We start from the raw sequence: 20,823 nt of genomic DNA, 5'->3' as shown, positions 1-20,823 counted from the left end.
TAATTTGTTTTCCCACGGACTTTTTTATTATATTGTTATTGAAGCTTATGCCTTGAAACTCTCCAAGTCTTCTGCCTTGAAGTTCTGGATATATGCTGAATGACCGAGAACTTCCTCCTCTGCCATGCGAACATATACGTTGGCACTCTTCTGGAACATCTCTGGTGCCTTGGTAGCATCATCGAGGATGAGGAGAGACATTACGATGTCGCCAGTCATATTGTAGAGACGGCGAGCCAGGAAGTCGTGAACTGCCTGATCGTTAGCCTCCTTCACCTTGTTGATGGCAGCCTCGTAAAGATCTACGAGCTTAGCCACGCGCTCCTTCAATGGCTTTAAATCATCTGAAACCTCGTTCTCCAACATCTCCTTGATGATGCTGAGATAAGTGCCGTTGGTGATGTAGCGGATGGCTGCAACAACCTGAAGCTGAGTAGTACCCTCGTAGATAGAGAAGATGCGGGCGTCACGGAACAGGCGCTGGCACTTGTACTCCATGATGAAACCAGAACCACCGTGGATGCTGATGGCATCGTATGCATTCTGGTTAGCATACTCTGAGTTCATACCCTTTGCCAATGGAGTAAATGCATCAGCCAAGCGGGTGTATTTCTTCATCTCCTGACGCTCCTCTGGAGTGAGCTTAGTGTCGCGGGCGATGTCTTCCAAAGCCTTGTAGATATCTACGTAGCGAGCGCAGCAGTAAAGGAGTGAACGGCCTGCATCCAACTTAGCCTTCATTCTTGAAAGCATGTCGTATACAGCTGGGAAGTTGATGATCTTCTCACCAAACTGAGCACGCTCCTTGGCATAAGCCAAGCCCTCATTGTAAGCCTCCTGCTCTACACCTACACTCTGAGCTGCAATACCCAGACGGGCACCGTTCATCAGAGCCATCACGTACTTGATCAAACCGAGACGGGTGTTACCGCAAAGCTCTGCCTTGGCATTCTTGTAAACCAACTCGCAGGTAGGAGAACCGTGGATACCCAACTTGTGCTCGATGTGACGGACTGTTACGCCACCATCACGCTTGTCGTAGATGAACATAGAAAGACCACGACCATCCTTGGTGCCTTCCTCAGAACGAGCCAGAACCAAGTGGATGTCTGAGTCACCATTGGTGATGAAACGCTTCACACCGTTCAGACGCCATGTGCCGTCCTCATCCTGTGTAGCCTTCAACATTACGCGCTGCAAGTCAGAACCTGCATCAGGCTCAGTCAAGTCCATACTCATGGTCTCGCCAGCGCAGATGCGAGGGATGTACTTCTGGCGCTGCTCCTCAGAACCGAACTCATAGAGTGTATCGATACAGCTCTGGAGCGACCAGATGTTCTGGAAACCGGCATCGGCAGCAGCAATGATTTCAGAAGCCATAGAGAAGATGGCGTTAGGCAGGTTCAAACCGCCGTAACGGCGAGGCATTGACAAGCCCCAGAGGCCAGCCTTGCGGGTAGCATCGAGGTTCTCGAATGTCTTGCTGGCATAGATCATGCGACCATTCTCCAAGTGTGGACCTTCGAGGTCAACATCCTCAGAGTTTGGTTCGATGATGTTAGCAGCTACATCGCCGGTAATATCCAGCAATCGCTTGTAGTTCTCGATGGCATCCTCGTAGTTTACTGGAGCATCTTCAAACTGGTCTTTTTCTACATAATTTCTTTCCTTCAAGTCCACAACACGCTTCATAAGCGGATGATTCAAGTGGAACTCTATCTCAGGATGGTCTGTATAATAATTAGCCATTTTGCTTTTCTTATTTAAATAATGTGTAATGCAGATTACTTAGAATTCTGCTTGTAGTACTTGATGAGCTTAGGAACCACATCCTCAACATTGCCGTTGATAACGTAGTCGGCAATCTTGTTGATTGGAGCATCAGGATCGTTGTTTACAGAGATGATGATGCCTGAATCCTGCATACCGGCGATGTGCTGAATCTGACCAGAGATTCCGCAAGCGATATATACCTTAGGATGAACGGTAACACCAGTCTGACCAATCTGACGGTCGTGATCTACCCAGCCTGCATCTACTGCAGCACGGGAAGCACCTACCTCGCCATGGAGGAGATGAGCCAACTCGAAGAGCTGGTCGAAACCTTCCTTGCTTCCTACACCATAACCACCGGCTACAACGATGGCAGAACCCTTCAGGTTGTGCTTGGCAGCCTCTACGTGGTGGTCGAGTACCTTTACTACGAAGTCCTCAGCAGGAACATACTTGCTTACCTCAGGGTAAACTACTTCCTTCTTGCACTCACCCTCGTAGATGCTCTTCTGCATCACGCCAGAGCGGACTGTAGCCATCTGTGGACGGTGGTCTGGGTTTACGATAGTAGCCACGATGTTACCACCGAAGGCAGGACGAATCTGATAGAGCAGACCCTCGTAGTGCTTGCCGCTCTTCTTGTCGTCATAATCACCGATTTCAAGCTCTGTACAGTCGGCGGTAAGACCGCTGGTCAATGAAGAAGAAACACGAGGACCGAGGTCGCGACCGATAACGGTAGCACCCATCAGTGCAATCTGAGGCTTCTCCTCCTTGAAGAGGTTGACGAGAATGTCTGTATGAGGAGCTGAAGTATATGGGAACAATCCCTCAGCATCGAAAACAAATAATTTATCTACACCATAAGGGAGAATCTGATCCTCTACCTGACCCTTGATGCCGGTACCAGCCACGATGGCATGGAGCTCCACGCCCTGCTGGTTAGCGAGCTTACGACCCTTGGTGAGCAATTCCTGAGATACTTCGGCAACGGTTGTGCCTTCTACCTCGCAATATACAAATACGTTGTTCATTGTCTTTTCAAAATTATCCGATAATACTTTCGTTCAACAATTCCTTCATCAATCCGTCGATGTCTTCATCGCTGCTGGTCAAGGTCTTGCTTTCCTTAGCCTGGAACACGATGTTCTTCACGGCCTTCACCTTGGTAGGTGAACCGCTCAGACCGCACTGTGCAGGGTCGCCATCTACATCGGCAACGCTCCACTGGTTCAGAGTGAGGTAAGGGCGCTCTTCATAGAGGTTGGCCCAAGGCTCATCACCCTTGCGCTCCATAGGGCAGGTAGCGTATTTATATTTCATTACGAGCTTCACGTTGCATGGGCGACATGGAGCAGCACTTCCGTTTACAGTGATAACCAATGGCAATGGAGCCTCAACAGTCTCCACACCACCATCAATGAGGCGGCGTATAGTAGCCTTGCCATCCTCTACCTTGAGGATTTCCTCTGCGTAGGTTACCTGGTTCAATCCCAACTTCTGAGCCACCTGCGGACCTACCTGGGCAGTATCACCATCGATAGCCTGGCGACCACCGATCACGATGTCAACGTCACCAATCTTCTGGATACCAGTAGCAAGGGCATAGGAAGTAGCCAATGTATCAGCACCGGCAAAGAGACGGTCGGTAAGCAACCAACCCGTATCAGCACCACGATAAAGACCCTGGCGGATGATTTCTCCAGCACGTGGAGGACCCATGGTCAAAATTCCAACTGTAGAACCTGGATTCTGCTCTTTCAATCGGAGAGCCTGCTCCAATGCGTTCAAATCTTCAGGATTGAAGATTGCAGGAAGGGCAGCGCGATTTACTGTGCCTTCGGCGGTCATCGCATCCTTACCCACATTTCTTGTGTCAGGTACTTGCTTGGCAAGTACTACGATTTTTAAACTCATATTTTTAAAAATGGTTATTGTTATAATTTCCTAAGTTTGTTAGTGCTCAGTACTCAAGTTGTACGTCGTCTAGTGCGATTGTCAGACTTGCTATCGTCTAATAAGTTACTGTCCAATGTTCAATTTGGGACAAAACACGGGGCAAAAGTAACACTTTTTTATGGCTTACGCAAATATTTTATTAAAAAAATGCACATTTAGTCTTGCTTTGTGCGCAAAACGCAAGAAATGTGCAAGTTTTTAAGAACGTCCGTACTTAACTTTGCTGGCTTATTCAAAGCTCTTGAGTCGAGCGATATATTTGCCCAGAATGTCGAATTCGATATTCACTACCGTTCCCACTTCGATGTCGCAGAAGTTGGTATTCTCTCTGGTATAAGGAATAATAGCAACGGTAAATGTGTTGTCTCTAGGATCACAGACGGTGAGCGAAACACCGTTAACGGTAACGCTGCCCTTGTCGACCGTGAAATAGCCTTTTCTTGCCATTTCCTTATTGAGCTCATATTCGAAAGTAAAATAAGTAGAGCCATCAGCGTCTTTCATTGCGATACATTTGGCAGTCTCGTCCACGTGTCCCTGTACGATATGACCATCCAGACGGCCGTTCATCACCATAGAACGCTCTACGTTCACCTTGTCGCCTACCTTGAGCAGTCCCAGATTACTGCGGTCCAGGGTTTCCTTCATGGCGGTAACAGTATAGGTACCGTCCTTGATTTCCACCACGGTGAGGCACACACCATTATGAGCCACGCTCTGGTCGATGCCGAGTTCATCAACGAAAGAGCACTTCAACGTAAAGTCGATGTTCTCCTTATCATGTCTGATAGCTACGACGGTAGCCATTTCTTCTACGATTCCACTAAACATATATTCTATTTTTATTTGGTTTCATGATTATTTCAGTTTGCAAAGATATTGCATTAGCTAAAAACAGCCAAATTATTTAAGTTCTTTTGATAAAATAAGCAAGATATATTTGTTTAATTGCCATATTTTTTATATTTTTGCACATTATAATATATAAACATTTGAAGACAATGAAAATCAAGGAAGGATATATGCCCTTCATGGGCTATCAAACATATTATCGTATCGTAGGTAAAACAGAGGAGGGCAAGAGCCCTATCATCCTCTTGCATGGTGGACCAGGCAGTACCCACAACTATTTTGAGCTCTTGGATAGAGTAGCGGAGACAGGGCGTGCCGTCATCATGTACGACCAGTTGGGTTGTGGCAATTCTTTTGTAGAGGGACATCCCGAACTCTGGACTCCTGAGACATGGCTCAACGAACTTTGTTCACTCATCGACTATCTCCACATCGACCATTTTCATCTCTTAGGACAGTCGTGGGGTGGCATGCTCGCCATCATCTATCTGATAGAGAAGCAAGCAAAGGGCGTGAAGTCAGCCATCCTCAGCAGCACCCTTTCGAGCAGCAAACTGTGGGCAAGTGAGCAACATCGTATGATTAAGTTTATGTCGGAGGAAGACCAGCGTGCCATTGCCGAGGCTGAGGCGAAGGATGACTTTTCGAGCGAGGCGTATGCCAAGGCGAATGAGCACTTCATGCTCTTGCATTGTGCCAGTGAGGTGACGGAGGATAGTCCAGAGTGTCTTCGCCGGAAGAAGCGTGCTGGTGCTGAGGCTTATCTCCATGGTTGGGGACCAAACGAATACACTCCTACAGGTACGCTCCGTGATTATGATTACACCGACCGCCTTGGCGAGATTCAAGTGCCTTGCTTGGTGATGAGTGGCACCAATGACCTCTGTACTCCATTGGTGGCAAAGACCCTCTATGATGGTATCCAAGATTCCAAGTGGCATCTCTTCGTAGGGGCAAGACATATGCCTTTCGCCGAGCAAAACGATGAGTATTGCCAGGTGCTGGAAGAATGGTTGGAGGAGAAAGATTAGGCTCTTTAGAATTATTTGAAGCGATTCAATTCCTCATTACCAGCACCTTGACCCTTGTATCGACTTCTTGACGTATTGAAGTTATACTGGAATGTCAAGAGCAAGGAACGGATATCGCTAGTGCTGCTTTGCCAAAACGTAACATCCTTATTGTAGAATCGTATGTCACGATTGCTTTTGTTGAAGATGTCGTTAGCTTCAAGCGTAACCGAGAAACGATTCTTGCAGAAAGCCTTGTAAAGCTTGGCATTGAGGCTAGAGGAAGAACTGAGCTGCATGTTCTCCTTGTTTCCACGGCTGTTCCATTTAAACTCTTTATTAAAGTAAACGATTTATAAGTTGTCCATAATTAAAAAACTGTGTCAAACTACATTTATTGTAGTTTGACACAGTTTAGTTTACACTCTCGAATTTTATTTTATTTTTCCCTTTCAAGCAAAGTTATTTAGTTGTGTTTTAAGCCATTAGAACTCTTATTTCTTAAAATATTCTTCCTTTAATTCTCTCTCTACGCTTAGAGGTGGATGATTATATATCTGCAAACGACATACTTCATTCGGTATTTTTTCATAAGATGGTGTATTTTCTATCCATATAAGGTGATTATCATCTATAGAATAGAGGTATTTTGTATCCGGTGTAGTTATATAATCACTAATATTTTTAACATAAAGTCTATTTGCTTTTTCATTATACATATAAGGTAATATGACACTTCCTATTTTTTGTGGCGGAATAAAATATAATAATCTAAAAGAAGTTTTCTTACGAATTTTATAAAAACCAGTACATATATCTCCAACGATGTCTCCAACTTTTAAACTGTCTAATATTACATTTGATTTGCCAATAATATATGTTTTCTGCCATTGCCAAATTCTTTCATTATCCATATATTTATTTAAAGAGTTTAAAGCTACTTTCGGTAAAATGAAATAGTTTTTGCCTTTATATACTTGCATTCTAAAATGAATATTCTCAGAAGGAATATCTATCTTTAACTTTGTCTTTGAATACCTTTTAGAAAACGATTGGAAAAAAGGAATAGACATTATGCAAAGAGTGATAATCATTCTTTGCATAATGTCTATTTTGTCTTTTGGGAGAAATATTAACATAAGCAGATATATTAGAATTACTGAACCCACTTTAAAAAGGGGCTTAGTTAGTTTATATTTATGATTTGCCCAATAGTTGCTTTACAAGATGGGTCTTTCCAATTCTTCTTCTGCCATAGATGGCGACAAACTCAGACTTATTGGAGTTGATGCAATTCTCCAACAAGTTGATTTCTCGCTTTCTTCCGATTATATTTTGCTGCATATCTTTTGTCGTTTTGATGATGGGGCAAAGATACTATAAAATATCGAAAAATAAGCAGAAAAACATAGAAAAGTGCCGATAGTGGTGCCAAAAGTCGATTTTTTAAGCACTTTTGGCATCAGTATCGGCACTTTTTGCAGAATTGTTGTTGCTTTTGTAACTTCTATAGTGTTGGCTTCATAATGAAAATTAGCATTTTTTCTTGATGCTTTTGCATGTCATCGGCATTCCACTCATACCCAAATTCTCGCTTGCTGCCAGTCTTGATGCCTTCATCGTAATTGTCCTTGGCATACCTGTAGCATGATTCTGAATTTCCATGGATCTACGTTTATCACTGCATCCCAAAGTAGTGAAGAATCTTTCTCGAAGAGATGAACTTTATTTTTATTCTTTTTTGTGACATAGTTACCAACATGGTTACCGACATAGTTACTATAGCTCTGTTACTAGCTCTGTTACGATTTTACGAAAAGTAACAGAGCTTGAAATGTCTGACTCTGTCGTTGACTATATCGTTGACTCTGTCGTTCAGTACTAAAAAAGCGACAGAGTCGTATTGTTTTATATTGTCTCCAAGAACAACAAACCCTTTTTGGTCGTTCTGTATTGTTGCTTAGGACTTGTCGGCTTATCTGGTACCGTAAGTTCCAGATAATCATGAAGTAGCAAAGGTTCGATGAATGCCTTGAAGTTCCATTGTTGATACGTAACACCAATTAAATCGTATATTTCCTTTCTGTATTTTGGTTCTTTGCAGAACTTAAGGATGGATACAACTTTGTCTGTTGCATCTGTATATGTATTATCACCTTCAGCTCTGTTAGTAGCTCTGTTAGTAGCTCTGTTAGTAGCTCTGTCACTATCCAGCCAAAAAGTGACAGTGCTGGTACAAATATCACTCTCGAAAGTTACGTCATTGCCTGTGATTTCTTTCCACTCATTCATCATGTCGAAACCATAACCGATAGTTTCTGATAGATTTACGAGTCTGAATATCTTGGCGATAATCGGGTTGCGAGGATTAGAATAGAGATGGTTGCCCAGTTGGGATATAGGCACAGGATAGCCACCTGCATTGAAGAACTCGACTCTGTCGGTGTAGATATTGATGCAGGAGTGAATGGTGCTGAAAGGGTCGAAGTGAGAGAGCATATTGACCAATGCCTCTCTCAGAATCTTGAATTGCGAGCGATCTTCCACATTGAAGCCCTCGTCGTTCATCATGAATGGAGTATCCACGATGAGGCGCAGTCTCCTATTCATAATCTGAAAATACTCCCAAAGGTTCTCTTGCTCAGGAATGCGATAGGTATAGCGTGTTCGGGCTTCTCTCACGCTTCTGCCTGGAATCTCCACCAAATCCATCCAGAAAAACCTGTGTCCATCTATATGATAAAGCATGCTCTTTGCATCAACAGCTTCATTGAACTTTTGGGAGCGCAAGGTGCCCAGGAAGTCTTGTTCCAACTTCTCTGCATTGTCAACTCCGAAGATTTCAAACTTCTTGCCATTCTGCTTCACTCCAAGCACTATCCATCCGCCAGAAGTGTTGGCGAATGCACTTACGGTCTCCCATATATTCTTGGGTAGTTCGCTCTTGGCTTCCTTGGCCTCGAAGTCCTCCCATTCGATGTCGTTGATTCTGTCTATCAGCTCTTCCTTTGTCATAATAATGATGATTAAATTGAAATATAGATTTTCTTCCTCCCTTCACTTCAAGAAATAGATAGGAGCATGCTGGGTGCCTTCCTTCTCCATGATGCCTTTCTCGCAGAAATGGTTGAGCCACTTCTGAGCCATGTATGGAGTCAAGCCGAAGTGGATGCGCATGATGCGAGTTGTGATGTAACGATTCTCCTGGAGGTACTCCTTGATTTTCGCCAATAGCTTTTCCTCAGAGTATTTTGTGGATTGGTTGGAATAGCGAGAGCGGACGAAATGGACGTTGCGCTGTACCTCCTCCATCAGTTTTTAGCCTCTGGACGGAAGTTGATGCCAGTGATGCGTACTTCCTTGCCCGTAATCTTCTTGTCGGGATTTTCTTCAGGCATCTCTAGGCTAGCCGACATGGAGAAAGTAGCCTATCTCTGGGATGTAAAAGCGGTGTCCCAGGGAGAATTCTTCCACCATAAGGTCGTGAAGCTCTGCCAACACCGCAGCCACATCTCCCTTGGTGAGTGAGCAGCGGTTCTGGATTTTCTCTTGCAGTTGCTTCTCGGTCATAGGTTCATGTTGCACGATACGAACGTATTGGCGCTTCTCTCCTGTGCCCTGGGCATTGTTGAGCATGTAAATGTCGTATTTCAGTTCCATATTTCTTGTTGTTTGATGGTTCGTTGTTTTCTATATTCTTTGTCTTCTATGAAAGATGATGCAAATATAATATAATGTGATAACTTGTATCTTTTGGTGTAAACTATTAGGCAGGGCAACGCATTAAATTGCGCTGCCCTCCAAAAGTTTTGACAGGTACTCTTCATCCCAGCCTGCCTTCAATCTTTTCAGGTTGAGACTTCCCTTGGTCGTCTTGTCATTTTTCAAGATGGAGAGGACCATTTTGCTTATGGTAGAGAAGTTCCTCGCTGCATTTTTGACTTTCTTACTTTCGTCTTCTCTGAAAGTAATGTCCAATTGCCAATGCAAGTTGTTTTCTATGGACCAATGTTGCCTAATGGCGCTTGCTATCTTTTCGGGGTCTTCATTACTTAAGGAAGTTATATAGTATCTTGTTTCCTCAGATGTTTCACCAGATGTCGCAACAGATCTTCTTGAGGTAATCCCCGACAACAGACCTTAACCCAACAAACCTGTTCTTAAACATTCTCTGCATTATGTCCCCATAGCTTACAACAATGCAGGTTCTTTCTTCCTGACGACCATGTCCCTCATTAAAGGAATAATGTTTTGTCACTACATTACAATTGCCTCTATACTCATGCTCGTAAATCATGTCCTTAGCAAATTCGTAACTTTTCTTCTGATTTTCCTTCAAGGCGATAATATAGTCCCCCTTGCCTTCTATGATTTTCTCTGTTATAGAAGTTTGGCATCCCATAGCATCTATTGTCACAATGGCATTTGACACGTCTATAGCACTAAGCAACTTGGGAACGACCGTGATTTCATTTGTTTTTTCACCGACTTTCTTTGCCCAAGTGATATGCTGTTGTCTGCTGACCAAGCAGATACGATCCATGTGCGGAAGTCAGCTTGACCAATAGTGTGCTCGGCATCACACTTGCTTGATCCACGCATAAGCTTGCCATCAATGGCAACAACACCTTTGACTTCCCCTACAATTTCTCTAACCCAGTTTCTGAAGATCTCTTCAAATCCTTTTGGATCAAAGATAGAAAAGAAACGATTGAAGGTGTCATGGCTTGGAATAGTCTCCAACCCCTGCAAACGCTTTTTGAAGAAGTCTAACTTACTTTTTCCAAACTCTGCAATTTCGTTCCAAGATTGAGCTCCTGCAATTACCGCAGCGATTGTAATGTAAATGATATGTTCCATTTTATGGACAGTTCGACCCGCAACTCGTGGGTCGGCTATTTGTTTAGATAACTTAATAATGCTCATTTTGTACCTTTTATTTGTTAATTATTTCTTACAAAGGTACAAAAATATTTCATATATACAAATATATAATGTTAATATTCAGTAAGTTACAACTGCACAACGCAGATGTTAACGAATAAAATATTTAATGCGTCTGCCCTGAAACTATTAGGCAGGGCAAACGCATTAAATTGCGCTGCCCTCCAAAAGTTTTGACAGGTACTCTTCATCCCAGCCTGCCTTCAATCTTTTCAGGTTGAGACTTCCCTTGGTCGTCTTGTCATTTTTCAAGATGGAGAGGACCATTTTGCTTATGGTAGAGAAGTTCCTCGCTGCATTTTTGACTTTCTTACTTTCGTCTTCTCTGAAAGTAATGTCCAATTGCCAATGCAAGTTGTTTTCTATGGACCAATGTTGCCTAATGGCGCTTGCTATCTTTTCGGGGTCTTCATTACTTAAGGAAGTTATATAGTATCTTGTTTCCTCAGATGTTTCACCAGATGTCGCAACAGATTCTTGAGGTAATCCCGACAACACCTTAACCCAACAAACCTGTTCTTAAACATTCTCTGCATTATGTCCCCATAGCTTACAACAATGCAGGTTCTTTCTTCCTGACGACCATGTCCCTCATAAAGGAATAATGTTTTGTCACTACATTACAATTGCCTCTATACTCATGCTCGTAAATCATGTCCTTAGCAAATTCGTAACTTTTCTTCTGATTTTCCTTCAAGGCGATAATATAGTCCCCCTTGCCTTCTATGATTTTCTCTGTTATAGAAGTTTGGCATCCCATAGCATCTATTGTCACAATGGCATTTGACACGTCTATAGCACTAAGCAACTTGGGAACGACCGTTTTCATTTGTTTTTTCACCGACTTTCTCTTGCCCAAGTGATATGCTGTTGTCTGCTGACCAAGCAGATACGATCCATGTGCGGAAGTCAGCTTGACCAATAGTGTGCTCGGCATCACACTTGCTTGATCCACGCATAAGCTTGCCATCAATGGCAACAACACCTTTGACTTCCCCTACAATTTCTCTAACCCGGTTTCTGAAGATCTCTTCAAATCCTTTTGGATCAAAGATAAAAAGAAACGATTGAAGGTGTCATGGCTTGGAATAGTCTCCAACCCCTGCAAACGCTTTTGAAGAAGTCTAACTTACTTTTTCCAAACTCTGCAATTTCGTTCCAAGATTGAGCTCCTGCAATTACCGCAGCGATTGTAATGTAAATGATATGTTCCATTTTATGGACAGTTCGACCCGAACTCGTGGGTCGGCTATTTGTTTAGATAACTTAATAATGCTCATTTTGTACCTTTTATTTGTTAATTATTTCTTTACAAAGGTACAAAAATATTTCATATATACAAATATATAATGTTAATATTCAGTAAGTTACAACTGCACAACGCAGATGTTAACGAATAAATATTTAATGCGTCTGCCCTGAACTATTAGGTTTATTTAACATTGGTATAATGTCATGTGATTATACGGCATTGTCATCCGACCGTATGATAAGTGTCGTATAATCACATGCCAAATGTCATGCAATCACAAATAAGGGTTTCTTGCATCGTTATAATTGCTTTCTTGCATCGTTATAATTGCTTCCTAGCATCGTTATGGTTGCTTCCTTGCATCATATAAGTCACAATATTATTACCATCTTACCCTTGTCTGTTTCAAGAAATACTCATTCGGAATGAGCGGTTTTGCCCTGAATTACTCATTCTGAATGAGCGAAAAAAATAGAAATTGCTCATTCGGAATGAATAAAAGGAGAATATTCTTGGTGTTTATCATAAAATATTGTATCTTTGTAGGCGAGTTAAATGTTTGAACATGAAAGAGTTATTGAAGAAAATCATATTGAGCAGCAGGAATACTGCAAGAATATAGCACAAGATACGGTTCCGAGAACTATTGAGGAAGAGTGGCTTACCACAACGGAGATACTAATTATTACTGGTATAAGACGTTGTGGAAAGTCTGTTTTGCTCCAGCAAATGCGCAGTAAATTGCCGGAGCAAGACTTCTTTTCAATTTTGATGATGAGCGACTGGTCAACTTTACTGTGGCAGATTTCCAAACATTACAAGAATGTTTCTTCGAACTCTTTGGTGAGCAGCATACCTATTATTTTGATGAGATACAGAATGTGAAGGGCTGGGAGACCTTTGTGCGCCGTCTCTACAACGAAGGCAATAAGGTGATTGTAACTGGATCAAATGCCCGGATGCTGAGTAGAGAGCTTGGCACTCATCTCACGGGGCGTTATATCGCAGTGGAGATTTTCCCTTTTTCCTTTCAAGAATACTTGCAGTTGGCAAAGGTGCAGCTGGAAGCCAAGGACTTTTATCTAACCAGCAAGCGTGCCATCCTCTTGGGGCATTTCAAGGAATATTTGGAGAAAGGTGGATTTCCTAAGTATCTCCAGTCGCCATCCACTCGTTTACCTCTCGTCACTCTACGATAGCATCATCTTCCGTGATGTGATGGCTCGTAATGGGTTGACCAATGATAAGGAGATGCAGGAACTCATCTTTTATCTCGCCAGCAATGCCACGAAGCGCATTACCTATACCTCACTGGGTAAGATAGTGGGCATTCGTCATTCCGAAACTGTCAAAAACTATTGGAGTACATCGAGCAAACCTATATGATATTCCAGCTCATGAAGTATTCGCCATCGGTAAAGGTGCAGATGCTGAACCCGAAGAAGATTTACTTCATCGACAATGCCATCGTGAGTCGCATTGGCTTCAATGCCACCGACAATATGGGAGTGAAGTTGGAAAACATCGTATTCATCGAGTTGAAACGCCGCGGATATGATGTTTTTTATCATGCAGATAAGAAGGAGTGCGACTTTGTTGTAGAGAGGGCATGAGAATCATGAAGGCTTATCAAGTAACGATAGTGATGAATGACGAGAAAACTCGCAAGTGGGAAATCGAGGGGCTGATGGAAGCCATGAATGCTTATGGCTTGGCTGAGGGATATATTCTTACGATGGAGGAGAAGGAAGAACTTGAGATAGATGGCAAGCAGGTTCATGTTCTTCCTACGTGGGAATGGATGTTGAGAGAGAAGTGAAATAGAAAAAAGTGATCCTAATGTCGGGACTGTTGTTGCTTATCAGAAGGGTGACATCCTGCTTTCAAAGAAAGGAAATGGAAAAATAATAATGTCTAAGCATAAGTCATACAAGAATATCATTTTTTGACTTAGATAATAACAAAGACGAAACAATGATGAATAATAATATAAAATGTCCAAGTGCAATTCTGACAATGTGCAGACAGAGGGTGTACTGCATCTTTGCTTGGATTGTGGCTATAAATGGGAGGACGCACCCCAAACTGATTTGGGAGAAATGATCATCTACCAATCTGATGATGGCGTGAAGCTTGATGTGAGATTGGAGAATAAGACGGTTTGGCTAAACCAAGATCAAATCGCCTCCTTGTTTAATAAGAGTAAGTCTACGATAGTAGAACATATATCAAATATTTTTAAAGAGGGAGAACTTGATGAAAAAGTGGTTGTTCGGAAATTCCGAATAACCACTCAGCATGGTGCTATGGCAGGAAAAACCCAAAGCAAAGAAGTGAAGTTCTACAACCTTGATGTTATCATATCTGTGGGCTATCGTGTAAAATCTATTCAAGGCACACGTTTCCGTCAATGGGCTACAGAGCGACTGAATGAGTATATCCTTAATTCCGCAACACTATAGTTTAACATTATTTATAAGTGCCTGAGCAACAAAAAGTTGCCCAGGATTTTGCCATGTCAGAATTTTCACTTACCTTAGTGTTGCGAAAAGAAGACAAGCAAAACTCTAATATGACATGGCAAAGATACAAATAAAATCTGAGAAACTCACTCCTTTTGGAGGAATTTTTTCTATTATGGAGCAATTTGATGCTCTTTTAGCTCAAACCATAGATTCCACCTTGGGATTGAGATGCACTATGTTTGGTTATCAATATAGCGAAATTCTACGCTCTCTGATGTGCGTATATCTTTGTGGCGGCTCATGTATTGAGGATGTTACAACTCACTTGATGAAACATTTGTCTCTTCATCCAACTCTTCGCACTTGCAGCGCAGACACCATATTGCGTGCTATCGAAGAACTGACTTGTAAGAACATCACCTATAAATCTGCTTCTGGCAACTCCTATGATTTCAATACTGCAGACAAGATGAACTGCTTATTGATCAAAGCCCTGCTTGCTACTGGTCAATTGAAATCCGGTCAAGAGTATGATTTTGACTTTGACCATCAGTTCATTGAAACAGAGAAGCATGATGCAAAACCAACCTACAAGAAGTTCCTGGGCTATAGTCCAGGTGTGGCAGTCATTAACGACATGATTGTCGGTATTGAAAATAGAGACGGCAACACAAACGTGCGCTTCAACCAAAGAGAGACTTTGGAAAGAATCTTCAAGCGACTGGAGGCATCAGAAGTATATATATCCCGTGCCCGCATGGATTGCGGCTCATGCTCGGAGGAAATCGTAGATATGGTAGAGGCTCATTGCAGGCATTTTTATATTCGTGCCAACAGATGCTCTTCCTTCTACGATTCCATGTTTGCCTTGACTGGATGGAAAACTGTTGAAATCAACGGTATTGAATTTGAGCTGAATTCCATCCTTGTTGAGAAATGGAAAGGAAAACCGTATCGTCTTGTCATACAGAGACAAAGGCGAATAGATGGAGACCTTGACATTTGGGAAGGCGAATATACCTACAGATGTATACTGACTAACGATTACAAGTCGAGTGCAAGAGACATCGTGGAATTCTACAATCTTCGTGGTGGCAAGGAACGCATCTTCGATGACATGAACAATGGCTTTGGCTGGAATCGATTGCCAAAATCGTTCATGGCACAGAATACTGTATTCCTGCTTATGACAGCTCTCATCAGAAACTTCTACAAAGCTATTATGCAGAGATTGAAAACCCATGAATTTGGATTGCGTGCCACCAGCAGAATCAAGACCTTTGTTTTCAAGTTCATCTCTGTTCCTGCGAAATGGATTAAGACATCACGTAGGCATGTATTGAATATTTACTCAGACAACAATGCTTATGCCAACCTGTTCAAGACAGACTTTGGTTAAAGACCATGCTTTTCTGGTTAAACCAGCGTATTACCTCAAGTCGCTTTATGGGGTAAGGGGATTTTGTGTCTGCGACATTTCTGTTGTGCAAGAAATATGTACAATAAAATGAATTTTGTCGCTTTGCAAGCAAAATCCCACTAAACCCTATAGGTTGCGGATTTGAGGTATATCGTAAAAGGGTTTACGATGGACGATGAACGACTCAAAAATCTTGGTGGTGGCAACTATTGGAAAGAGTTGCTTGACCGTATCCGTGATATTCGTTCGTCAGAAAAGGTGCTCTATCGACAAGTTCTGGATATCTATGCCACAAGTGTTGACTATGACCCTCGAACTGATGCCTCAAAGCTTTTCTTTAAAATCGTGCAAAATAAGTTGCACTATGCTGCTCATGGGCATACAGCGGCAGAAGTTATCTATGAGCGTGCGGATGCCGACAAACCATTTATGGGCTTGACGACATTTGAGGGCGAACTGCCAGCTATCAAAGACATCAAAATAGCCAAGAACTATCTGAAAGAAAATGAGCTGAAGATACTCAATAATCTTGTTTCCGGTTATTTTGATTTTGCCGAGATTATGGCAATGGAGCATCGCCCAGTCTATATGATGGATTATGTGAAACAACTTGATACTATCCTGCAATCCACAGGGCGACCTTTGTTGAAGGGATCGGGAAGTATCAGCCATGAAGAAGCAATGGACAAAGCTATAGCTGAGTATCGAAAATATCAGGTAAAGGTATTAACTCCAGTAGAGGAGGCTTATCTTGAATCCATCAATGCTTTGGGAAAAATTGCAAAGCGCAAGGGAAGACAATCGGGGGAAAATCATTAATGTAACGTTCTGAATAGTTCCTGCGGAGGGCACGAAAGTGCCCTCCGCAGGAACTATTATTGTTTACTGGAAGCTGCTTTCCATTCATCATAGATATGGCTAAAGATAGCTACACCATCATTCAGTTGCTTCCTAGCTAAAGACTTATCTTTGTTCCACCATTCAAGAATGTAATCCTTCAGTCCCTCATATTCCTTTTGATCCTTGAATTGTCTATCCAGACTTCCCATTTTGCCAAGCGTTGCATTGTAAAGAATAAATGCCCTTTCCTGTCCATTAGGCTTCAGTGCATACCAAGTAGCCCAAGAGTTTCCTGTGTTTATGCCATTGCCAGGCAGAAATACGTGAACTTGATAGACAGATGCATTCTTGCCGCGGTAAAGGAGTTCCATAAGGCGATCCTCTTTTACAGCCCTAATCGAATTACGTGCTATCGTTTGGCAATGTTCCCACACTTCGCCTTCAGGGTGTTCCTCGGTGAGTGCAAGCCATTCCATCTTGCTTACTTTCTCAGCATCGTACTTCTTGGCTTTTTTGCCATCTGGATTCTCGGCAAGTCTTACTTGATATTCTAGCGCCCACCCCATGTACTTCTTAGGAATGTAGCCCTCTATCTGTTTGCCATCCATCATAGTGAGGCGAACATGACGCATTTCTGGGTCGTCATTCTTGCGAGCGTGTGCAGCTATCGCTACCACCATTACTGCCATGAGCAGCCAAAACTTCATTGCTTTCATATTGTTTCCTTTTAGTTGTTATTTATTGTTTGTCATCTAATACTTCTATCACTCGTTGTATCATAGAACTTCGGTTGTGTTCACCTAGTCCAATGAGTTTCTTTTCCCATTCCTGCGAAAGTTCTACACAGTGGCAAAGTTCTCGGATAAAGGATTTGTCGCATTTCTTATAGGTATCTCCCAGACATATAAGCTTGCCATCAGTCTGTCTGACATAGAAGTCGCAAGCCGTCTTGCTTGGGATGAAAAACATTGCTGCTGCTGTGTTACATTGCCTAGCTTTCATTCCTCCCATGTCCGTCACGGAATAACCTTGGGAGGCATAAATATAGACTTGCAATCGTGGGTGGTTGATATATAGCCAACTCCATCCCACATTTTCCAAAGGAACAAGTGTGCGTACGTTTTGCTTGGAGGTGGCATTCCACACCACTACAGAATCAATGTTGGCGAAAGGAATCACATCGCTAGTGCATTGGCGAGAAAAGAAGTTTCTATAAACTTGAACATCCTTTTTCTTGCGTGGCAAGTCTATTCGGTCATTACTTTCATAGAGTTGCTGGATACCATTCTTTAGGTACACTCGACCCTCGCATGATTGAGCTTGCATGCTAATAGTTCCCATATAAGCAAGCAAAATGCTAATGATGAGATATATTCGCCCCAAATTTATCTTCTCATGTACGGCATTTTTGATCTCTCGGATGGTCTTGCCATTGGAAAGACGCCAACCTTCTATTTCTTCAAATTTACACATAAGCGATTTCTCTTGATAATTTTTGCAAATATACGAGGAAACTTTCTAATTACCAAATGAATTAACCATTTTTTTTATAAAAATAGGCACGCATCCTTTCGGGGGCGTGCCTATAACCTTATTATTATATTATACCTTTATATTACCTTGACTCTCCCTTTCCCTCCTCTTCCGTCTATCACGATCTTCTCGAAGATGATGGCTGGGTTGTTAGGCGTCAGGGTGAGCGTATGGATACCGTCGCCGGTGGCTGGTAGCTCTACTTCTATCACCTTGTCGATGATGCGGGTGGCTACCGTAGGGTAGTAGATGTCGTAGATATTCTCCGGCTTCTCGTTCAGATCATGATTGAAGTTGACGATGACCGGCTCGGCTCCATCTACGCTTACTCCATAGGTCATGCCGCCCTTGTTCTGATAATCCAGGGTTGACTTGATGATGACGTGGATGCGCACCTTCTTGCTGTCTGCGGTGTTGGATGAAGCGGCATTTCGTGCCAGGGCATTCATCTTGAACTGATAGGTGATGCTGGCGCCCTTCACGCCCTTGGTGTATGGCATAAGCGTCATTCCGGCAAGGCTCTTGCCCATGAACGGAATCTGGACCCACTTGGCGCCCTCCTTCTCCTTGCCTTGAGGAGTAGCATCGGTTTTCGATGCGAAGAAAGGTGCTTCGATTTCCACCACACCGTTGTGTTCGGCGATAACGGGAGCCTCGGAAGCTGATATCCGGAAGAGCTCCGGACAGGTATCCTTCTCGAAATCATCATTCCAACTCTTATAGCCGATATGCTTCTGGGTCATCATTCCGTTCCACTTGCCGCCAGCCATCTTATGATTGTAATAGTCGCAGATGAGTGAATCGCGCTTGAAGAGGCGCTCGCATTCATCAGCCCATACATTCGCCTTTGGATTGCCCTGCTTGTAGAGGGCATGGTTCTGTGCCTGGGCAAAGTACATCTGGTGCAGATTGCTCATCATCTCGATAGGGAAGAGGATGATCTGGCGATAGGCATCGTGATAGGATGCCGGCAGACTGTTGTACTGGCGCAGCGCATCGGCTTCGAGCTGGAGATACTGATTTACCACCTCCTGCCATTCTCCATTTTCCAGACTGTAGGTGTTCTTGTCGAGCATCTCAGGGGTGCAGCGGCCGTTGTACTTGCAGATGAGGTTCAGAATGCGGGCAGCTTCATCGGCCTGCGATTCACCAAACTGCTGTGCGCACCAGTCGCGGGTATGGCGGGTGATGTTGTTTACATCGTATTTACGTGGATTCCAAGCCATGTCCATAAACTGGCTGATAGGATATTCCATCGGCTTGAGATCGCCAACATTGAGAATCCAGAGACGGTCGATGCCATTCTCGTAAGCAAGCGTCAACTGCTCCCAAGGATTCTGCACAGGAGTAACGTTGAGCATCTTTGAGTTTCTTGGAGCACCTACGTAATCTACGTGATAGTACAATCCCCAACCGCCTTTGTGCTTGCGTTCCTTGGCATTCGGCACACGGCGCACGTTACCCCAGTTGTCATCGCAGAGCAGGAGGGTTACGTCATCAGGCACCTTCATGCCCTTGTCGTAGTAATCCAATACCTCTTTATATAGTGCCCAAACCTGTGGGGTTTCGCTAGCCTTCCTGCCGGTTACGTCAGCGATAATATTACGCTGGTCATTGATGATGTTGGTCATCAGCTTCGTATCTGCCTCTTCGCTCATCGCTTCATCGCCGTCGCCGCGCATTCCGATGGTTACAATCTGTTCAGTTCCTTTCATGCGCTCTATTCCCTCACGGAAGAACTTCTGCAGGTTAGCCTTGTTCTTCTGATAGTTCCAAGGTCCCCATCCCTTTCGGTTGCGGGCGTATTCCTGATGGTTGCGTGCCATCGGCTCATGATGGGAGGTGCTCATTACTACGCCCATCTCATCTGCCGTCTTCTCGTTTTCAGGGTCATCGGCATAGAAAGCCCAGCCCCACATGGCAGGCCACATCATGTTACCTCTCAGTCGCAATACCAGTTCGAAGACGCGTTGATAGAAACGGTGGTCGCCATATCCGATGCCGTAGGTGTTCTTTACCCATGACGTTAGGCAAGGTGCCTCATCGTTGAGGAAGATGCCGCGATAACGTACGGCTGGTTCGCCATCTGTATAGATTCCTTTGTTTACGAAAATGGAATCGTGGTGCTCTATAGGTACGTCTGCCCAGTCGTACCAAGGCGAAACGCCCATCTGCTGCGAGAGTTCGTAGATGCCGTAGATGGTGCCTCGTCGGTCGCTGCCAGCAATGACGAGCTGACCATCTATGAGCGTGATGATAAACTTTTCACGTTTGCCTTTCAGCAGATTTCCGTTGATGCGCTTCTGTTTCACCAGTTGGTCGATGGCTGCTGAATGGCCGATGGTACCTACGAGGATAGCTGGTCGGACAGTGTCGGCTTTTTTCAGAAAACCGGCATCCGAGGTGAGGGTGGCTGTGGCTCCACTCACACTTTTGATATCTTTCAGCAGGGCATGAGCAGCATAGCTCACTCCCTTGCAGTCGTTGGTATCCATGTAGATTTCTACTCGGTTGTTGGCATTCAGTAGCAAGTCTCCTTGCTTGAAATTCACAAATCTGTCGGCTGCGCTCATGCTGATAGTTGAGAGCAGGGCAGCGCTTGCCAGGAATGTTCGCTTGATGTTGTTTAGTTTCATGTTTATTTATCTTGTTGTTATTTTCCGATTGTCAGCAATGTATTTTTGCCGGTTGCAAAGGTAGTCAAAACTATCCGAATGTACTTTATTTTATGTAACCTTTAGATTTTAATATGTTTCATTTTTACTTTTCTGTCCG

The 20,823-nt window shown here is 43.4% G+C and carries 22 protein-coding genes and 5 pseudogenes; 8 read left to right on the top strand and 19 right to left on the bottom strand.

The window, feature by feature from the left end; all coding sequences use genetic code 11:
• Nucleotides 1-45: 45 nt before the first annotated feature.
• From FO447_RS08565 to FO447_RS08550, 4 genes are all read right to left on the bottom strand, one after another.
• Nucleotides 46-1,749, bottom strand: a complete 1,704-nt coding sequence (locus FO447_RS08565; RefSeq protein WP_200756051.1) for an acyl-CoA dehydrogenase family protein — start codon at nt 1,747-1,749, stop codon at nt 46-48.
• A 35-nt stretch (nt 1,750-1,784) separates the two neighbouring features.
• Nucleotides 1,785-2,807: an electron transfer flavoprotein subunit alpha/FixB family protein gene (locus FO447_RS08560; RefSeq protein ID WP_006847062.1), complete on the bottom strand. Its 1,023-nt coding sequence runs from the start codon at nt 2,805-2,807 to the stop codon at nt 1,785-1,787.
• A gap of 13 nt (nt 2,808-2,820) precedes the next feature.
• A complete protein-coding gene (locus FO447_RS08555; RefSeq protein ID WP_006847063.1) occupies nt 2,821-3,690 on the bottom strand; it encodes an electron transfer flavoprotein subunit beta/FixA family protein in 870 nt (289 codons plus the stop codon).
• Between the two features lie 270 nt (nt 3,691-3,960).
• Nucleotides 3,961-4,563, bottom strand: coding sequence for a riboflavin synthase (locus FO447_RS08550; protein ID WP_200756050.1), 603 nt, complete (start codon nt 4,561-4,563; stop codon nt 3,961-3,963).
• Between the two features lie 170 nt (nt 4,564-4,733).
• Between FO447_RS08550 and pepI the strand changes: the two genes are divergently transcribed.
• Nucleotides 4,734-5,615, top strand: coding sequence for a proline iminopeptidase (pepI, locus tag FO447_RS08545; protein ID WP_118154104.1), 882 nt, complete (start codon nt 4,734-4,736; stop codon nt 5,613-5,615).
• Between the two features lie 11 nt (nt 5,616-5,626).
• Here the strand turns inward: pepI and FO447_RS08540 are convergent, their stop codons facing one another.
• From FO447_RS08540 to FO447_RS16040, 12 genes and pseudogenes are all read right to left on the bottom strand, one after another.
• Nucleotides 5,627-5,947, bottom strand: a complete 321-nt coding sequence (locus FO447_RS08540; protein WP_118154102.1) for an outer membrane beta-barrel protein — start codon at nt 5,945-5,947, stop codon at nt 5,627-5,629.
• Nucleotides 5,948-6,088: 141 nt separating this feature from the next.
• Nucleotides 6,089-6,697, bottom strand: a complete 609-nt coding sequence (locus FO447_RS08535) for a hypothetical protein (protein ID WP_147346976.1) — start codon at nt 6,695-6,697, stop codon at nt 6,089-6,091.
• 94 nt (nt 6,698-6,791) lie between these two features.
• Nucleotides 6,792-6,938 (bottom strand): ATP-binding protein, encoded by a 147-nt coding sequence (locus tag FO447_RS08530; RefSeq protein ID WP_117693818.1) that lies wholly within the window; start codon nt 6,936-6,938, stop codon nt 6,792-6,794.
• Nucleotides 6,939-7,127: 189 nt separating this feature from the next.
• Nucleotides 7,128-7,259, bottom strand: a complete 132-nt coding sequence (locus FO447_RS16210) for a hypothetical protein (RefSeq protein WP_254954980.1) — start codon at nt 7,257-7,259, stop codon at nt 7,128-7,130.
• 243 nt (nt 7,260-7,502) lie between these two features.
• Nucleotides 7,503-8,609, bottom strand: a complete 1,107-nt coding sequence (locus tag FO447_RS08525; RefSeq protein WP_200756049.1) for an RNA-binding domain-containing protein — start codon at nt 8,607-8,609, stop codon at nt 7,503-7,505.
• Nucleotides 8,610-8,651: 42 nt separating this feature from the next.
• Entirely contained in the window at nt 8,652-8,906 is a 255-nt protein-coding gene (locus FO447_RS08520; RefSeq protein ID WP_200756048.1) for a hypothetical protein, read from the bottom strand.
• 93 nt (nt 8,907-8,999) lie between these two features.
• Nucleotides 9,000-9,254, bottom strand: coding sequence for an HU family DNA-binding protein (locus FO447_RS08515; protein ID WP_200756047.1), 255 nt, complete (start codon nt 9,252-9,254; stop codon nt 9,000-9,002).
• A 285-nt stretch (nt 9,255-9,539) separates the two neighbouring features.
• Nucleotides 9,540-9,728: pseudogene (locus FO447_RS16205) on the bottom strand (ISAs1 family transposase); the annotation flags it as partial.
• A pseudogene (locus tag FO447_RS08510) lies at nt 9,685-10,520 on the bottom strand (ISAs1 family transposase). The pseudogenes FO447_RS08510 and FO447_RS16205, both read right to left, overlap by 44 nt.
• Nucleotides 10,521-10,847: 327 nt before the next feature.
• Nucleotides 10,848-11,036: pseudogene (locus FO447_RS16050) on the bottom strand (ISAs1 family transposase); the annotation flags it as partial.
• A gap of 52 nt (nt 11,037-11,088) precedes the next feature.
• Nucleotides 11,089-11,367: an ISAs1 family transposase gene (locus tag FO447_RS16045; RefSeq protein WP_234698963.1), complete on the bottom strand. Its 279-nt coding sequence runs from the start codon at nt 11,365-11,367 to the stop codon at nt 11,089-11,091.
• Nucleotides 11,368-11,585: 218 nt separating this feature from the next.
• Nucleotides 11,586-11,753 carry a transposase family protein gene (locus FO447_RS16040; protein WP_234698962.1) on the bottom strand — a complete coding sequence of 56 codons (168 nt, stop codon included), beginning with the start codon at nt 11,751-11,753 and terminating at the stop codon, nt 11,586-11,588.
• Between the two features lie 592 nt (nt 11,754-12,345).
• Here FO447_RS16040 and FO447_RS16280 point away from each other — a divergent pair.
• The 7 genes and pseudogenes from FO447_RS16280 to rhuM form a co-directional block, all read left to right on the top strand.
• Nucleotides 12,346-12,989, top strand: a pseudogene (locus FO447_RS16280) (ATP-binding protein).
• Nucleotides 12,928-13,176 carry a hypothetical protein gene (locus FO447_RS16025; protein WP_234698959.1) on the top strand — a complete coding sequence of 83 codons (249 nt, stop codon included), beginning with the start codon at nt 12,928-12,930 and terminating at the stop codon, nt 13,174-13,176. Before FO447_RS16280 ends, FO447_RS16025 begins: the two are co-directional and overlap by 62 nt.
• Entirely contained in the window at nt 13,173-13,403 is a 231-nt protein-coding gene (locus FO447_RS16020; RefSeq protein WP_234698958.1) for a DUF4143 domain-containing protein, read from the top strand. The genes FO447_RS16025 and FO447_RS16020 overlap by 4 nt, the downstream gene beginning before the upstream one ends.
• Complete coding sequence (locus FO447_RS16015; RefSeq protein ID WP_234698957.1) at nt 13,400-13,609, top strand: hypothetical protein; 210 nt, start codon at nt 13,400-13,402, stop codon at nt 13,607-13,609. Before FO447_RS16020 ends, FO447_RS16015 begins: the two co-directional genes overlap by 4 nt.
• Nucleotides 13,610-13,889: 280 nt before the next feature.
• Nucleotides 13,890-14,252, top strand: a complete 363-nt coding sequence (locus FO447_RS08495) for a virulence RhuM family protein (protein WP_200758520.1) — start codon at nt 13,890-13,892, stop codon at nt 14,250-14,252.
• 115 nt (nt 14,253-14,367) lie between these two features.
• A complete protein-coding gene (locus FO447_RS08490; RefSeq protein ID WP_055235773.1) occupies nt 14,368-15,654 on the top strand; it encodes an IS1380-like element IS942 family transposase in 1,287 nt (428 codons plus the stop codon).
• Nucleotides 15,655-15,822: 168 nt separating this feature from the next.
• Nucleotides 15,823-16,494: pseudogene (gene rhuM / locus FO447_RS08485) on the top strand (RhuM family protein); the annotation flags it as partial.
• Between the two features lie 56 nt (nt 16,495-16,550).
• Here the strand turns inward: rhuM and FO447_RS08480 are convergent.
• The 3 genes from FO447_RS08480 to FO447_RS08470 all read right to left on the bottom strand — a co-directional run bounded on the left by FO447_RS08480 (nt 16,551) and on the right by FO447_RS08470 (nt 20,684).
• On the bottom strand, nt 16,551-17,231 hold the full coding sequence (locus tag FO447_RS08480; protein ID WP_117663774.1) for a hypothetical protein: 681 nt from the start codon (nt 17,229-17,231) through the stop codon (nt 16,551-16,553).
• A gap of 22 nt (nt 17,232-17,253) precedes the next feature.
• On the bottom strand, nt 17,254-17,988 hold the full coding sequence (locus tag FO447_RS08475) for a hypothetical protein (protein WP_200756045.1): 735 nt from the start codon (nt 17,986-17,988) through the stop codon (nt 17,254-17,256).
• A gap of 137 nt (nt 17,989-18,125) precedes the next feature.
• Nucleotides 18,126-20,684, bottom strand: a complete 2,559-nt coding sequence (locus FO447_RS08470) for a glycosyl hydrolase 115 family protein (RefSeq protein WP_200756044.1) — start codon at nt 20,682-20,684, stop codon at nt 18,126-18,128.
• Nucleotides 20,685-20,823: the final 139 nt, after the last annotated feature.

The sequence above is a fragment of the Segatella copri genome (assembly GCF_015074785.1).
Taxonomy (GTDB): Bacteria; Bacteroidota; Bacteroidia; order Bacteroidales; family Bacteroidaceae; genus Prevotella.
Note: the sequence above shows the minus strand (reverse complement) of the source record. Positions and strands in the feature narration are given on the sequence as shown.

Bases quoted from the DNA above. Each gene is read 5' to 3' on its own strand.
- FO447_RS08565 (WP_200756051.1), bottom strand. From the start codon at position 1,749: ATGGCTAATTATTATACAGACCATCCTGAGATAGAGTTCCACTTGAAT.
- FO447_RS08560 (WP_006847062.1), bottom strand. From the start codon at position 2,807: ATGAACAACGTATTTGTATATTGCGAGGTAGAAGGCACAACCGTTGCC.
- FO447_RS08555 (WP_006847063.1), bottom strand. From the start codon at position 3,690: ATGAGTTTAAAAATCGTAGTACTTGCCAAGCAAGTACCTGACACAAGA.
- FO447_RS08550 (WP_200756050.1), bottom strand. From the start codon at position 4,563: ATGTTTAGTGGAATCGTAGAAGAAATGGCTACCGTCGTAGCTATCAGA.
- pepI (WP_118154104.1), top strand. From the start codon at position 4,734: ATGAAAATCAAGGAAGGATATATGCCCTTCATGGGCTATCAAACATAT.
- FO447_RS08535 (WP_147346976.1), bottom strand. From the start codon at position 6,697: ATGCAAAGAATGATTATCACTCTTTGCATAATGTCTATTCCTTTTTTC.
- FO447_RS08530 (WP_117693818.1), bottom strand. From the start codon at position 6,938: ATGCAGCAAAATATAATCGGAAGAAAGCGAGAAATCAACTTGTTGGAG.
- FO447_RS16210 (WP_254954980.1), bottom strand. From the start codon at position 7,259: ATGGAAATTCAGAATCATGCTACAGGTATGCCAAGGACAATTACGATG.
- FO447_RS08525 (WP_200756049.1), bottom strand. From the start codon at position 8,609: ATGACAAAGGAAGAGCTGATAGACAGAATCAACGACATCGAATGGGAG.
- FO447_RS08520 (WP_200756048.1), bottom strand. From the start codon at position 8,906: ATGGAGGAGGTACAGCGCAACGTCCATTTCGTCCGCTCTCGCTATTCC.
- FO447_RS08515 (WP_200756047.1), bottom strand. From the start codon at position 9,254: ATGGAACTGAAATACGACATTTACATGCTCAACAATGCCCAGGGCACA.
- FO447_RS16045 (WP_234698963.1), bottom strand. From the start codon at position 11,367: ATGAAAACGGTCGTTCCCAAGTTGCTTAGTGCTATAGACGTGTCAAAT.
- FO447_RS16040 (WP_234698962.1), bottom strand. From the start codon at position 11,753: ATGGAACATATCATTTACATTACAATCGCTGCGGTAATTGCAGGAGCT.
- FO447_RS16020 (WP_234698958.1), top strand. From the start codon at position 13,173: ATGATATTCCAGCTCATGAAGTATTCGCCATCGGTAAAGGTGCAGATG.
- FO447_RS16015 (WP_234698957.1), top strand. From the start codon at position 13,400: ATGAGAATCATGAAGGCTTATCAAGTAACGATAGTGATGAATGACGAG.
- FO447_RS08495 (WP_200758520.1), top strand. From the start codon at position 13,890: ATGATCATCTACCAATCTGATGATGGCGTGAAGCTTGATGTGAGATTG.
- FO447_RS08490 (WP_055235773.1), top strand. From the start codon at position 14,368: ATGGCAAAGATACAAATAAAATCTGAGAAACTCACTCCTTTTGGAGGA.
- FO447_RS08480 (WP_117663774.1), bottom strand. From the start codon at position 17,231: ATGAAAGCAATGAAGTTTTGGCTGCTCATGGCAGTAATGGTGGTAGCG.
- FO447_RS08475 (WP_200756045.1), bottom strand. From the start codon at position 17,988: ATGTGTAAATTTGAAGAAATAGAAGGTTGGCGTCTTTCCAATGGCAAG.
- FO447_RS08470 (WP_200756044.1), bottom strand. From the start codon at position 20,684: ATGAAACTAAACAACATCAAGCGAACATTCCTGGCAAGCGCTGCCCTG.